The sequence below is a fragment of the Bacillus pumilus genome (genome assembly GCF_009937765.1).
GTDB lineage: Bacteria > Bacillota > Bacilli > Bacillales > Bacillaceae > Bacillus > Bacillus pumilus_O.
The window spans coordinates 1996402-2010885 of sequence record NZ_CP047089.1 but is presented as its reverse complement, the minus strand read 5'-3'; the positions used below and the strand labels follow the sequence as shown (position 1 = coordinate 2010885).

15 protein-coding genes and 1 pseudogene are annotated in these 14484 nt (G+C 40.2%); 4 read left to right on the top strand and 12 right to left on the bottom strand.

Annotation, left to right across the window (positions count from 1 at the left end; all coding sequences use genetic code 11):
* Positions 1–131 precede the first annotated feature (131 nt).
* Positions 132–776 carry a spore coat protein gene (locus GPS65_RS09870; protein ID WP_012009386.1) on the top strand — a complete coding sequence of 215 codons (645 nt, stop codon included), beginning with the start codon at positions 132–134 and terminating at the stop codon, positions 774–776.
* Between the two features lie 25 nt (positions 777–801).
* Here GPS65_RS09870 and GPS65_RS09865 read toward each other — a convergent pair whose 3' ends face one another.
* Positions 802–1677, bottom strand: a complete 876-nt coding sequence (locus GPS65_RS09865; protein ID WP_041816192.1) for a hypothetical protein — start codon at positions 1675–1677, stop codon at positions 802–804.
* Between the two features lie 156 nt (positions 1678–1833).
* Complete coding sequence (locus tag GPS65_RS09860) at positions 1834–2343, bottom strand: YhcN/YlaJ family sporulation lipoprotein (protein ID WP_012009384.1); 510 nt, start codon at positions 2341–2343, stop codon at positions 1834–1836.
* A 148-nt stretch (positions 2344–2491) separates the two neighbouring features.
* Here GPS65_RS09860 and GPS65_RS09855 point away from each other — a divergent pair, with 148 nt between their 5' ends.
* On the top strand, positions 2492–2890 hold the full coding sequence (locus tag GPS65_RS09855) for a spore coat protein (protein WP_088003862.1): 399 nt from the start codon (positions 2492–2494) through the stop codon (positions 2888–2890).
* A gap of 34 nt (positions 2891–2924) precedes the next feature.
* On the opposite strand, the gene GPS65_RS09850 is transcribed toward GPS65_RS09855, so the two are convergent.
* Complete coding sequence (locus GPS65_RS09850) at positions 2925–3305, bottom strand: hypothetical protein (RefSeq protein ID WP_119124619.1); 381 nt, start codon at positions 3303–3305, stop codon at positions 2925–2927.
* A gap of 98 nt (positions 3306–3403) precedes the next feature.
* Between GPS65_RS09850 and GPS65_RS09845 the strand changes: the two genes are divergently transcribed.
* Both GPS65_RS09845 and cspB read left to right on the top strand, forming a co-directional pair.
* The gene (locus GPS65_RS09845) at positions 3404–4489 is read left to right on the top strand and encodes a GGDEF domain-containing protein (protein WP_012009381.1); all 1086 of its coding nucleotides are present in this window, start codon (positions 3404–3406) and stop codon (positions 4487–4489) included.
* 217 nt (positions 4490–4706) lie between these two features.
* A complete protein-coding gene (gene cspB, locus GPS65_RS09840) occupies positions 4707–4907 on the top strand; it encodes a cold shock-like protein CspB (RefSeq protein ID WP_003212277.1) in 201 nt (66 codons plus the stop codon).
* Between the two features lie 114 nt (positions 4908–5021).
* On the opposite strand, the gene GPS65_RS09835 is transcribed toward cspB, so the two are convergent.
* From GPS65_RS09835 to GPS65_RS09795, 9 genes and pseudogenes are all read right to left on the bottom strand, one after another.
* On the bottom strand, positions 5022–5381 hold the full coding sequence (locus tag GPS65_RS09835) for a hypothetical protein (protein ID WP_012009379.1): 360 nt from the start codon (positions 5379–5381) through the stop codon (positions 5022–5024).
* Between the two features lie 13 nt (positions 5382–5394).
* Positions 5395–5919: a flavodoxin family protein gene (locus GPS65_RS09830; protein ID WP_012009378.1), complete on the bottom strand. Its 525-nt coding sequence runs from the start codon at positions 5917–5919 to the stop codon at positions 5395–5397.
* 17 nt (positions 5920–5936) lie between these two features.
* A complete protein-coding gene (locus GPS65_RS09825) occupies positions 5937–7556 on the bottom strand; it encodes a DHA2 family efflux MFS transporter permease subunit (RefSeq protein WP_012009377.1) in 1620 nt (539 codons plus the stop codon).
* A 39-nt stretch (positions 7557–7595) separates the two neighbouring features.
* A complete protein-coding gene (locus GPS65_RS09820) occupies positions 7596–8228 on the bottom strand; it encodes a biotin/lipoyl-containing protein (RefSeq protein ID WP_012009376.1) in 633 nt (210 codons plus the stop codon).
* Positions 8229–8591: 363 nt separating this feature from the next.
* Positions 8592–9755: a sporulation protein YhbH gene (gene yhbH, locus GPS65_RS09815; RefSeq protein WP_012009375.1), complete on the bottom strand. Its 1164-nt coding sequence runs from the start codon at positions 9753–9755 to the stop codon at positions 8592–8594.
* 140 nt (positions 9756–9895) lie between these two features.
* On the bottom strand, positions 9896–11791 hold the full coding sequence (locus GPS65_RS09810; protein WP_012009374.1) for a PrkA family serine protein kinase: 1896 nt from the start codon (positions 11789–11791) through the stop codon (positions 9896–9898).
* Positions 11792–12165: 374 nt separating this feature from the next.
* A pseudogene (locus GPS65_RS09805) lies at positions 12166–12873 on the bottom strand (YrpD family protein).
* 170 nt (positions 12874–13043) lie between these two features.
* Positions 13044–13517, bottom strand: coding sequence for a tRNA (uridine(34)/cytosine(34)/5-carboxymethylaminomethyluridine(34)-2'-O)-methyltransferase TrmL (gene trmL / locus GPS65_RS09800; RefSeq protein ID WP_003211950.1), 474 nt, complete (start codon positions 13515–13517; stop codon positions 13044–13046).
* A 43-nt stretch (positions 13518–13560) separates the two neighbouring features.
* On the bottom strand, positions 13561–14463 hold the full coding sequence (locus GPS65_RS09795) for an amidase domain-containing protein (RefSeq protein WP_012009363.1): 903 nt from the start codon (positions 14461–14463) through the stop codon (positions 13561–13563).
* Positions 14464–14484 lie beyond the last annotated feature (21 nt).

Sequence of the window (14484 nt, the reverse complement as noted above, 5' to 3'; positions counted from 1 at the left end):
GTTCATTCGTCTGATACTTTTTTTCGACAAAAAGGAAGAAAACCCTCTAATTGTAAATAATGTTTTTGCATGAAAGAAGGAAAACATCCTCACATTAAAACAGATTGTATAAATAGAAGGAGGAATCTCAAGTGCAAAACGATCAACAACCAATGTTTCAAGGAAGCGCTCCCCAGCCTGAACTCAATCATGGCGGACATGAATTATTCGACTTACATGAAATTTTAGCCGGCACAATTAATATTTTGGATCAGTATATGATCCTACGGCAGTTTATTCAAGATCCTGCATTATCCGACATCTTGGATCGACAATACCAATTCGTTTTATCTCAGTACAATGTCACTGTAGATTGTTTTTCTACTGGACAAAAGCCTAGTGAAGAAACCGCTACTTATATGATGAAAGAACACACACAAGTGACATACGGAATCAAGCCTTCTCAGCCGAAGAAGCCGAATCAATCGTTACAGGATGTCAAAGACTTGGGCATCACAGGGCATATGCTCAGCCTCGTCAAATCACATGCTGGATTACTTTCCATGTCAGCATTAGAAGTAACGAATCCAGTTGTCAGACGTGTACTTGCTGCGCAAATCCCGAACTTTATCGAAATGGCGTATGAAATATTCTTGTATCAAAACAAGCATGGCTACTATCAAGTCCCTCAGCTTTCCAGACAAGACATGACGGCCATGACATCAGCTTTTGCACCGCTTCAAGGGCAGGTTCAAATGCCGCCAAGCAAAGCGAATCAGCAAAAGCCCCTTCATTAAAAAAACGGCTGGCCATTTTCACTGGTCAGCCGTTTTTTCTTTGATATATCTTGTGAAAATAATCTTCAAAATCTGCGAGCCGTTGCCCTGTCGCCTGTTCAAAGCCTTTAGCAAATAGACCTGTTTTCGCCGTTTCCTGCATAATCTCGTGTATGATATCTCGTCCGTAAAGCTGCACCAGCTCATAGATCATATAGTAGCTTTGCACATAAACATCTGTCTCATACGTCATCCGAGAGTCTTGCCAATCTTGATCAGAATGAAGAGACTGGAAGGGAATGACGTCGAACCGTTCAGACGTGGCATTTAACACGTCATAGGCCGTCCATTCTGCTGTTCCCTCATGGAACCAAAGTGGGAAGATCACCGGAGACACTTCGTAAGAATGAACTTTTTCATAGAAAACAAAGTGAGCATATTCATGAATCAATAACGTGTTGAAAAAGTATAAAGGCAGTGTCTCTTTCTTCAATAATGCTTCCCGTTTATCTGGATATAACCCTATCATTTGATCATGATCAGAATAAAAACCCGTAATATGCTTGATCCCAGCATATTGCTCAATTGTTTCTTTATCATCAAAATAAATAATGTCTAAAGGTTTGTCAGTATCAAATTGAAACACTGACGCTGTCCTCTTCTTTGCCTGTTCTATGGCCTCGATTGTCAAATCAACAAAAGCGTCCTCTTTCTCTGTATAGTATATTCTAATATGTTCATAGACTTGCTTATTGAGTCTCTCCGTTAAAATCGTTTTAGGAGAAGACTGCTGCTCTAAATATTGTCCTGTCAGCTGAAACGCAACATAAATCAAGTACGCGGTGAAAGCATAAAAAATGAGACCTGCTGCTATCATTCCGCCTACAAGCTTTTTATGAATCATTGACGGCTTGGCTTTCATTTGCTCCCCACCTGAATTCATCCTGCAGCCTCTTTCTCTTTCTATGAAGAAACAAAGATCAACAAGAGGTGATATATTTTTTACTTTATGCAGTCAGGTGCGCAAGGTGCGGTTCCAAACAAAAAAGCCGCATATGACATACGGCTTTTGTCGTAGCTATTTTGATTCAGGGAAGACACGTCTGACTGTTTCAGTAAATTCATCGAAAAATCCTGAGATGGGTTCTCCGCTTCTAATTCTCTTTCCATATCCTTCCATTCGATCAACGAAGTCTGGATTGGCAGAGACATACACATTGTCGATTTGTTGATCTGTTGATTTGACTTTATCAGAAATTTTCTTTTTCAAATCATCTGTCACATTACCGCTTTTATCGCCTTCAAGCATTACGGCAACAAATGCATTCTTTCCTGTAACCAGTACGTTCGCTGTTTTTACTTCAGGCATGTTGGCTACAAGCTCTGACGCTTTGTCTGCCACTTTGACCTTCTGAGGTGTTTGAACATCTGGCTCATCCTGCCTCATGTTGTCATTCTTATATGTGACATTTTCATACTGTCGTTTCATTGTTCCTCTTCGCTCATCGCCCTGGTTGTTCATACCACATCCAGTGGTGATCAATGCTGGAACGAGTAGTAAAGATAGCATCCATTTCTTATTCATCATTTATTCCCTCCTTTTGCTCTTAGGTTTTTCATCCAGCCGACTTTTTATGCATACATCCTCTGTTTCCGCAAAATGAATTCATAATTCAGCTGTGTTTGGTCATCCTAAACTTGATGAAAGATCATCACGATCAAATGGAGGGATTCGTTTGTTTAAAAAAAGAAAAGGCATGAGCACTGGCGCAATGATCGCAGTATCAACAGCCATCATTGCATTATTTTCCCCGGCTTTACGAAGAAGGCTGAAAAGCATGACGCAAATGAATATGTCTTCAATGATGAAGGGAAAAGATCAACAGCACCATGACTCGCCTCGACACGAGTCACACGCACAAAGAGAATCAAAGGGCACTGCGGAAATCGGACAAATGATGAAGCAGGCATTCACAGCTGTACAGCCAAATCATTCGAATCAGCACGAATCAACATCAAGAAACCATCAGCCAAGAGAGTCCTATGCACAGTCTCTCCACATTGATGAAAGTGTCATGAATGTGATGGATGATGAATCAATCCAGCAAGTAATCAATGACATCGAGCACAAATAAGAAAACAGGAGCCTTCAAATATTGAGGCTCCTGTTTATTCTTCTGAAAAATGCTCTTTCACCATCACAGAGAAGAAAGGTAAAAAAGCGATTTCAACTGTTGTCATAAAATCACCATAAGCTTCTACTATGATCAAAAGCTCTTTCTCGTATTGATTGTCCTTTTTTATCTCTACATGCTGCACGGTTTTAAAATCATAGATGCCTAAAATAGATCCATCTTTTTTTCGAACAGCCTTTAACGTAAATTCTTGACTTCCAAGGTACATCGTGACAACGAAGCGCTCGTCTTGATTCTCAAATCGAAATGTCAGGTTTTGATATTCAATCGGCATCCCTTTCTCGAACCTTTCATCAGGCTCCGTTTCAAAAAAAGAAAACAAGTCCGGTTCATCCGGGAAGCGTTTTCCATGCATGTGTTTTGATCCCCTCATAAGTGAAATTTTTATTAATTATCCTTTTTCCCCTTTTCTTTTGCAACAAATTTTAGTAATTTTAAAAAGGTGATTTAATTTTGCTAAGAGACCTCTTTATTAATTTAACAATTCTTGTCACTTTCCATTATTTATTTATGCTTGTGTTTAAAGAGAATTTTCTAAAGAAAGAAGATACCCTGCTCAGACAACTATGCAAAGGCATTCTTTCTGGGTTACTCGGTGTCCTCTTAATGTTCTTCTCTATCAAAGCTGGACCAGCTATCATCGATTTAAGACATATCCCCCTTATTTTAACGGCCTTTTACGGAGGCATTGCCCAAACCATTATTGCAGCCGTTGTTGTGATCATTGGTCGATTATTAATCGAAGCCAACATCGCTTCTTTCATCAATATTTTTTCCATGATGATCATTGCTACAGCTTCTTTTTTAATTGCTGAACGACATATGAATCATGTTGTGAAAATGCTTTTGTCCATTACGATCGGTAATGTGATTGCCACAAGCCTGTTTATCATGATCGTGCATGAGACATCATTTGAACTGCATTTTACTTATTGGATGTTCTCATATATTGCAGTTTTGTTTAACTTTTACGTCATTGAACATCAAACAAAAGCATATCAGCTGTTGAATTTGTATAAATTCCAAGCTCATTATGACTTTTTAACAGGTGTTTTAAATAAACGGAAGTTCGATGAGGTCTTAAATGATGCTTTTTCGATGAAATTTAAGCACCCTACCCATCAAATGTCCCTTATTTACTTAGACATCGATTACTTCAAATCCATCAATGACCAATATGGACATCATGAGGGAGATATGGTTTTAAAAGAAATCGGAAAAAGGCTGATCAAAAACACAAGAAGCTCTGATTATATTGGCAGGATCGGTGGCGAGGAATTTGCTGTCTTTCTACCAAATTGTACAGTTGAAAAAACATGGCAGATTGCAGAACGTTTACGGAGAAAAATAGCAGATCAGCCGGTTTATTTACAAAATGGCATGTCCATTCATATTACAGTATCACTTGGGTGTGCGTATTACTCTGGGACAAGTCCAGACATCAAACAATTACCGATTATAGCTGATCAGGAGCTCTATAAAGCGAAGCAGTCTGGTCGAAATCAAGTGAGCTTCTCAGGGAGAAAAAGAGGCCAATGAATATAGGCTTTTTCCTCAATTTGTTAGCGATCATTATTTTTAAAAAAGTTTTCGTATAACAGTTGTTTTTTCCCGCAAACACTGGTAAAGTAAAGGTAATTATTTTTGTTCGTATCATCTTTAAGAAGAAAGTTTTGAAAGAGTTTTCGTCTTTGAAGTTTGTGTAAGAGCAAGAATAGTGAATTTAAGCGTTAAGATCGCTTTAGGAGGAAATTTCATGTTAGAAGGTAAAGTAAAATGGTTCAACTCTGAAAAAGGTTTCGGATTCATCGAAGTAGAAGGTCAAGACGATGTATTCGTTCACTTCTCTGCTATCCAAGGCGAAGGCTTCAAAACTTTAGAAGAAGGTCAAGCAGTTTCTTTCGAAATCGTTGAAGGTAACCGTGGACCACAAGCTGCTAACGTTAACAAAGCGTAATTTAAGAGCATCTGCTCTTTAGCACTTTATAGAGTGAAGGAAAACCGCTCGGCTTCTGCCGGCGGTTTTTTTGTCCCATAAAAAAAAGGAGAACCTGACGAGAGGTTCTCCTTTTTATTTGTCCTTCTGCTTTAGCTTCTGCAAGGCAGAACGATACATATCATCATTCATTTTTGTCTTTGGCTCTTCTTCTTTGACAGGTGGTTCTGGTTGCTTAAACTTTTGAAGCGCCTGTCTATAGAAATCATCGCCAGACACTCGTTCATTCGTTTGAGGAGGCGTTGACGCTTCCTCTTCTACTTCAGGCTCTACAGGTCTCGCCGCAGCTTCTGACTCGCTACGGGGCACGTCAGGCTGATGAGGCACATCTTCATTGATCTCTTTCTTCTCGACCGAAGCGTGTCTGACATTGAATGCTACTAATCCGATAATGACTAGAACAGCAGCTACTAACGCTACAATAATCGTCGCCAAAAGAACCCTCTCCTTATCGCTTAAATGACGCAGTGACTGATGCTACACGTCTTCCTAATGCTTTTCCGAGTTCAATACCTTCTGTCGAAATCACTTCATCAGAATCAATCGGACATGTCACACCTGCTCCATAGTAAGAGCCATATAACGCATTCTCTGGCACATTTCCAGGAAGACCAACGACAAGCATCCCTTGGTGGAACATTGGGGTAATCAAATTATGCATCGTCATTTCTAAACCGCCGTGCGTTGTAGCAGTTGTACAGAAAACGGCACCGACTTTATCGATTAATTTTCCTTCAGCCCATAGGTAGCCAAGACGGTCAATCCATGTCTTTAATCCAGCACTAATGGTTCCAAAGTGACCAGGACAGCCCCAAATAATTGCATCCATTTGATCAAGCTTGCGAATATCCGCATCTTTCACGTGATCAACGAATACTTCAGCCTGCTCCGTTTCACCTGCACCCGCTGCAATTGCTTCTGCCAGTGCTTTTGTATGGTCACCTTCACTATCGTATACGACATAAATTTTCATGTACGGTCCCTCCACACTTATCTTGCATCTTGGTTTGCTTCCTTAGGTGCTGGAAGCAGTGTCATTTCTTGTTTTTTATGCTGCTGATCTTTTCGCTTTTTATCCTTACGTACATCACGCAGGAACAAGCTGAGAATGACACCAGCGGCACAGAATAACGTTACCCACATGTAAGCATCATTGATACCCATTACATTTGAATCAACCTGAGCTTTCGTAAAGAGCTGGGTAGATACATATTTTTGAGCAGCTTCAGCTGTCATACCCATATGATGCATCACATTCGACACAGCTGCCTGGAACGAATTCATGAAGAACGGGTCCGCTGTATTTGTTTGATCCGCCATATTGGAATAATGGAATGTTGTCCGATTCGTATAAATCGTTGTGATCAAACTCGTACCGATCGAACCACTGATTTGTCTCAATGTATTAGACATCGCTGTACCATGGCTGTTTAAGTGCTGTGGTAATTGGTTCATCCCAGCTGTCATCACAGGCATCATAAGGAGTGACATACCGAATGCACGCACTGCATACATGAGCACGATGTGACTATATGATGTATCAATCGTCAGCCTTGTAAACTCGAATGTGGTGACAACGGTAATGAGCATTCCCACAATCGCAAGCGGACGAGGTCCAAATTTATCAAACAAAATCCCTGAAATCGGGGACATAATCAGCATCGCAAGTGCCCCTGGAAGCATTAATAGCCCAGATTGCAATGCCGTAAACCCAACGAGGTTCTGCAGATAAATTGGTAGTAAGAACATCCCAGTATATAAGGCAACTGTAATAATAATATTAATGACACTTGATAGTGAGAAAATACTGTATTTAAACACCCGGAAATCAAGCATCGGATTATCAGCTTTCAGCTGTTGGAAAATAAAGAGAATAATCGCAATCGCACCAACAATAATCGTCGATAAGACGATCGGATCTGTCCAGCCATCACTTCCGGCTTCACTCACTCCGTATAGAAGCGAAGCAAAACCAACGATGGAAAGAATCGCACCAAGGCTGTCCAGCTTGATCTTTTTAGGCTCTACAATATTTCTAAACATAAAGAAAGCCGCGATAATGACAATTGCTCCGATTGGAACAAGTCCATAAAACATAATACGCCAAGAATAATGTTCAATAATGTAACCAGATAATGTTGGTCCTACCGCAGGAGCAAACATCATCGCAAGACCGAAAATCCCCATTCCTTTCCCTCTGTTTTCTGGAGGGAAAATAAAAAGGATTGTTGTCATCACGAGTGGCTGCAAGATACCGCCGCCGACTGCCTGAATCAAACGGCCGATGAGCATGGTCGAGAAGTTCGGCGCAATCCCGCAAATAAAGGTCCCTAGTGTAAACGAGATCATGGCAACTAGGAATAAGCTACGCTGTCCAAAGCGTGTGATTAAAAACGCAGATAACGGAATGAGCACACCGTTGACAAGCATATAACCTGTTGTAAGCCACTGAATTGTCGTTGCACTCACATTAAATTCAGTCATTAAATGGGGCATGGCTACGTTCAGAAGCGTTTGGTTCAAAATCGCGACGAACAACCCGGCCATTAAAATGATCAGTAAAGACAAGGAGCCTGCTCCCTGTTTTGTTGCTGCAGGTTGATTTGCCATCTCAGACAACCTCCTTTCATTTTTTGATATCAATCATCATTAAGATGAAATTTTGACAGAAGCATTCATACCAGGAAGTACTTTGTCTGATGGATTTTTAATTGAAATTTTCACTGCTACTTTTTGTGTCACTTTTGTATAGTTACCACTTGAGTTTGTTGCTGGTAGCATGTTGAATGTTGAGTTTGTCGCATAACCAATTTGTTCAACTGTTCCTTCAAATGTTGTACTAGGATCACCATCTACCACGATGTCGACTTTGTCGCCTTTTTCAATGTTTTTAATATCTGTTTCTTTGATATTCGCTGTGATGTATAGCTTGCTTAAATCAATGGTTTCACCAAGAACTGTACCAGGCTGCACTTGTTGATTGTTTTGTACTTCTTTTTTGACTAATGTGCCATCAGCCACTGATTTAATGTTTGTTTTTGTTTCTCCTTCAACTTTTGCAACTGTGCTGTCTTTTTGCACTTCGTCACCTTCATTGATATCCCAGCCTTTGATTTGTCCAGCTGCTGGTGCTGTGATTTGATACATGTCACCTGTTACTTTTGCCTCGTCAGTTTTGACAAAATTTGTGCTTTCGTAATAGTAATAAGCACCTCCGGCAATAATGGCAAGAATCACAATAAGGCCAATAATGTTCGTTAGCAATAAACGCCCTCTGTTCATGTTTTGTTTCTCCTTTCATGTATAAAAATATAGTGTCATCTGCTTTAGCAAACTTAGAATGCCCATCATCTGACAGAATATGAAGTAAGCTCATAAAACTGTTATTTCTCCTTCATCTTCCCCGCATGAATAATGGTGTGCAGCCCATTTATACTTATTGTTCACTCATGAGCAAAGAGTAGAAAAAGAAGAAAAGACGATCGGCATCTTTTTTGAAAAACTTATATTTAACAAGATTAAATATTAATAAATGAAAATTGAAATGTCAAAGAGAAAGTTTTACTTTTTTTCTGGTGATCCCTTCCTTCTCCATACAAAAAACCCTTCAGCCCTTATGCTGAAAGGTTTTTTCAAATGTGCTATTTACGAAAGAACTTCTTCTTGCTGAAAAAATTTTTTTAAGGCGAGAAAGACATCTGATTTTTGCTTCAAAATATAATGCTTAAATTTCTCATCCTGTATATGCTTATATGCTGACATTAATGTAGAATGCCTGTTGTATTGATTCACTTCACCATAACAGAATAAATTAGCTTTTTTCATAATTTCAGACACAAGCTTCACGCAACGTGCATTATCTGATGTCAAATTGTCTCCATCAGAAAAATGAAAAGGATAAATATTATATCGCGATGGCGGATAACGTTCGTCTATGAGCTCTAGTGCTTTTCGATAGACAGAGGAGCAAATCGTTCCCCCGCTCTCGCCGCGCGAGAAGAAATGTTCTTCATCGACAACCTTCGCCTCTGTATGATGGGCAATAAATTCAATATCGACCGTCTCATACTTTGTCCGTAAGAAACGTGTCATCCAAAAGAAAAAACTTCTCGCCATATATTTTTCCCAAAGCCCCATACTTCCGCTCGTATCCATCATTGCTAAAACGACGGCTTTCGACTCTGGTTTGGTCACTTCATTCCACGTCTTATATTTGATATCCTCTGGATAGATTGGATAAAAGGAAGGGCTACCTGTCATTGCATTTCGTTTAAATGCTGAGAGCATCGTTCGTTTTTTATGAATATTCCCTGTTAACCCGGTTTTGCGAATATCATTAAACTCAATTTGCTCAACAATGATGTCGTCAAGCTCTTTTTGTTTAAGGTTTGGCAGCTCTAATTCCCGAAACAGCGCTTCCTCAAGATCCATTAATGAGACCTCTGCTTCGTAATAATCCTCTCCAGCCTGATCCCCTGCACTCTGACCCTTTCCTTGCCCTTGCTTACTATCTGATCCATCACGTGCGACAATATCGCCTACCTCGCTATCTCCATCGCCCTGACCCACATGCTTATTTTTATCGTAGTTGTAACGAATTTTATATTCATCTAACGAACGAATCGGAATCTTAACAACATCTTTTCCATTAGACATGATAATGCTTTCCTCTGTGACAAGATCCGGCAAATTGTTTTTAATCGCTTCTTTGACTTTTTTCTGATGACGCTGCTGGTCGTCATAGCCTTTTCGATGGAGGGACCAGTCTTCCTGAGATACAATAAACTGACTTTTTCCTTGCCGGGACATCCATCCCCCTCCTCACCTGTTTTGCACAATTCTTCTAACCACCGATTTCTTTATCTTATGCTGCTCGTCACCCAAGTTGACGGTCATTTCTAAAAAAGACATTACCGGTGCAGGTGCGCCAATAATGCCTCCTTCATTGATTAACGATTGAGAAGACTACCTACGTATTTTAAAAGTTCATTTGCACTTGTAGAATTATAGCCATGTTCATCAATTAATCTAGCTACTACTTCATTCACTTTCTTCAGTTGCTGTTCATCCGGCGTTTTCGTTGACGTCGTAATTTTCACCACATCTTTTAAATCAGCAAACAGCTTCTTCTGAATCGCCTCACGCAATCTTTCATGAGAATTATAATCAAAGCGTTTGCCCTTTCTTGCATAAGCCGAAATACGAATCAGAATTTCTTCTCTAAAAGCTTTTTTGGCGTTTTCAGAAATCCCGATCTGCTCCTCAATTGAACGCATAAGCTTTTCATCAGGATTCATTTCTTCACCGGTTAATGGATCACGCAGCTTGTTTTTGTTGCAATATGCCTCGACATTATCTAAATAATTATCCATGAGCGTTTTCGCAGACTCCTCATAGGAATACACAAATGCCTTTTGTACTTCCTTCTTCGCAATATCGTCGTACTCTTTTCGAGCAACAGAAATAAAATTCAAATAGCGCTCCCTGTCCTCACTGGAGATAGACGGATGCTGATCGAGTCCTTCTTTTAACGAACGAAGGACATCTAGGGCATTAATCGATTCCATGTTCTTCCTGATAATAGTGGAGGAAATGCGGTTAATGACATACCGTGGATCAATTCCGCTCATCCCTTCATCATGAAATTCCTTTTTCATCTCATCAATATCAGCAGATTGAAAGCCTTCGACACTCTCTCCGTCATACAGACGCATTTTTTTCACCAAATCAATATCAGAACGCTTCGGCTCTTTGAGTCTTGTCAGAATGGAGAACATCGCTGCCACTTTTAGCGTGTGCGGTGCAATATGCACATCTGCGACATCACTTTCTGAAATCATTTTATGATAAATGCGTTCCTCCTCTGTCACCTTCAAGTTATAAGGGATCGGCATCACAATAATTCTTGAATGCAAAGCCTCGTTCTTTTTATTTGAAATAAACGACCGGTACTCGGTTTCATTCGTATGAGCAACGATCAATTCATCTGCACTTATCAAGGCAAAACGGCCTGCTTTAAAATTTCCTTCTTGCGTTAATGACAGAAGATGCCATAGAAATTTCTCATCACACTTTAACATCTCCTGAAACTCCATCATTCCCCGGTTTGCTTTATTGAGTTCTCCATCAAAGCGGTAGGCCCTTGGATCTGACTCTGATCCAAATTCAGCAATAGTGGAAAAGTCAATGCTTCCTGTTAAATCAGCAATGTCTTGAGATTTCGGATCAGACGGACTAAAGGTACCAATCCCGGTCCGTTTATCCTCTGAGAAAAAGATCCGTTCAACCCTTACGTCCTCAATTCGCCCGCCGAATTCCTCTTCCAGCCTCATCATATTCAAAGGGGACAAATTCCCCTGTACACGAATGCCATACTCTCTATAGAAATCCTCACGCAGATTTTGCGGAATAAGATGAAGCGGATCTTCATGCATCGGGCAGCCTTTGATCGCATAGACTGCGCCATTATCTGTCAGTGAATATTCTTCTAGTCCTCTTTTCAGCCTAGTAACAAGTGTAGATTTCCCACCGCTCACTGGTCCCATTAACAACAAAATACGCTTCCTCACATCAAGCCGTTTGGCAGCAGGGTGAAAATATTCTTCCACTAATCTTTCCAACGATTCCTCTAATCCAAAAAGCTCCTGATCAAAAAATTTGTACGTTCTGACCCCATTCTCCTCTTCAATCCCGCTGTCTTTAATCATATGATAAACGCGAGAATGAGCAGATTGAGCGACAAGTGGATTTTCCTTTATAATGTCTAAATACTCGCCAAATGTTCCTTCCCATTTAAGACGCTGCTCTTCTTCTCTGTGCTGTTCGATTTTCTTTAAAATATCCATATGAACCTCCTCTTTCAAGATTGAAGCAAGTAATCAGATACTGTTTTACAATCTATGCGGAGGCGTCCTATTACATGCTTTCGTTCTTCAAAATGACGAATTGGCAAACTGAATTGACAACCATCCGCAAGACCCTTCATAATAAAGGAAAAACAGGAGAAAAATGATCTTCTTCTCCTGCTTTTCAAGGCGAACTTCACATCATATGAAACAGGCAGCGATCGAAACAAAGGGATAAGGGGGAGCTTACATGAGAACGGTCATTATGATGGGCGTCATCATTACGTTTTTAGTATCCATTTTCACAGCTGGCTACGAAGGCAAGCCTGGTAAATGAAAAAAAGGATGTTCCATGAGGGAACATCCTTTTTTATTTAATTCGTTGTTTTTAACACCTGCATATTTACTGTATTCCCTGATACTTGAATGGACGTAAAGTCTTGCGTATCAATCACAGGTGTGACGGCACGACTGTCTAATGTGATGTCAGTAAAACGAGTAGAGAAGTTCGCACGAATATCTTTCCGATAGATATCGTCAGTCACTGCTACTGTCGACAGTAATTTCCACTTCGTCACAGAACCAATGTTAGAGTTTTGGATTTCCGTGATAATACGCCCAGTATAACCAACATTATTTGTCCCCCAGAACGTTGCTCTTGTATGTCCATTCAAGTTTTTATAAATGGTCATTTGCACAATACTTCCAGGCTTAAACCCTTTTGTATACGTAAAATCATTTTTTCCTTCGATATAGGTTTCTTGATTATTTGCTCCTACTTTCATCGTAGGTTTCCACACATTATATGTTGAACTGTATTGAAGACCAATATCCGCTTCCTTTGACCCTGTGAATCCAGAATAAATATAAGCTGTCCCATTTGATACACTCATTGCGGAAGGGAGTTGAATCTTTGTGACCAATATGGACCCATTGCTATTGATTTAAGTACGTCCGCCGATACCTTTCGATAATTGCGCTGCTTCTATTTCCTGCGTCTGAGAAAGACCTGGGACACTGACTGGAATCGCCCCCAATAAAATAGCTGAGCTAATGGCACTAGTGATCAGTAGCTTTTTCATCTCATTTTTCCTCCTAATGGATTCATTATTTGAAAACGTTATCATTATCTATCATACTACCTATTTTTTTACATGTCAAAAAAAGTATAAAAGTGTCGTATTTTCCTTCTTTTTGTTTCTTATCTCACATAAAAAAAGCCGAGATCAGTATCCCGGCTTTCATTATGACCTCAAATCAGATCACGGTATTGCTGCTGGCGAAGTGCTTCATACACAAGAATTGCTGCCGTATTCGATAGATTCAGAGAACGAACATGTTCTGTCATCGGTAAACGAAGACAGCGGTCCATATTCCGCTCGATCAAATCTTTCGGTAACCCACTTGTCTCTCTGCCAAATACGAAGAAATAGTCTTCATCTAGCTGAGAGTAATCAAATGTCGTATGCGGCTTTTGGCCAAATTTTGTGATATAGAAGAATTGCCCCTTTGGATGAGCCTCAAACAATTCATCAAGCGAGTCATGATAGACTACATTGGCATATTTCCAATAATCGAGTCCTGCACGCTTCAGCATTTTATCATCTGTCGAAAAACCAAGCGGACGAATCAGATGAAGGGTTGTATTTGTTGCTGCACATGTACGCGCAATATTTCCAGTATTAGCTGGAATCTCTGGTTGATATAAAACGACATGAAGTCCCAAAAAAGTTCACCTCTAATTTTCTTTTCCGCTCAACATTATACCATTAACTATCCTTCGCGGCATCGTCCAAAATGTGAAAAAACATATATCGAATAGCTGGTGTATAGGCGGTTGAATCCTCATACGACCAATAACGCATTCGACTGTCATATGTCTGAGCATTCACAAGAGGCATTCCACCTTTATCGTGATCGACAACAATGGTTGTATGATTATACCTGCCATCTCCCTCAAAATCGTAGCAAATGACATCACCAATTTGAAGTTCCTGTGCATCTTTGAGTTTCTGTGCTCTTAAACCCGCTTTCGAATTTGCTAAATAATTTTTCATCGAATGAGCTACTGTCCAGCTATAGCTCCACGTATGCGGCCGTACCCACCAGCCAGATCCGCGGTTCGGATACCCTCTCGTTGGCGCATTTCCAGCCTTCAAGCATTGTGAAATAAAATTTGTGCAGTTATCTTCAAAATTTTTATAGGCAGGATTTCGTTTATTCCAGTACGTCTCCGCATATTGCACAGCTGCCCGTCGGTCATAGTGAAAGGCTCTCCCAAACTGTTCTTCGGTTTGAAAACGCTCATCCACTTGATCTTCCATTTGGCGCTTTTCTATCATCAACCGGTCTTTCACAAGCATGTCGTTGTAAAGGAACGCTTCTCTTTTTTCTACCTGCTCCTCTAAATAAAAAGATTCGTCTACATCCTTGCATACATAAGTAAGATGAGCGAGATACTGCACATGCTGAGCCCCGTCATCCTGAATCGAAGAATCGAGGAGTGTTGCTTTGGCTTTCGCTTTGACAATCTCCACCTGTCTTCTAGCAAAAAGTTCTTTTTTCCGTTCGACTGCTTCCACATCAGACATGAGCTGTGGTTGTTTGATTGCACGGTCATTGATTAAATACGCCAGCCTGTCTTCTAAAGTTTTCTCTAATAATTGTTTCACACAGACACCACCAAACATTTT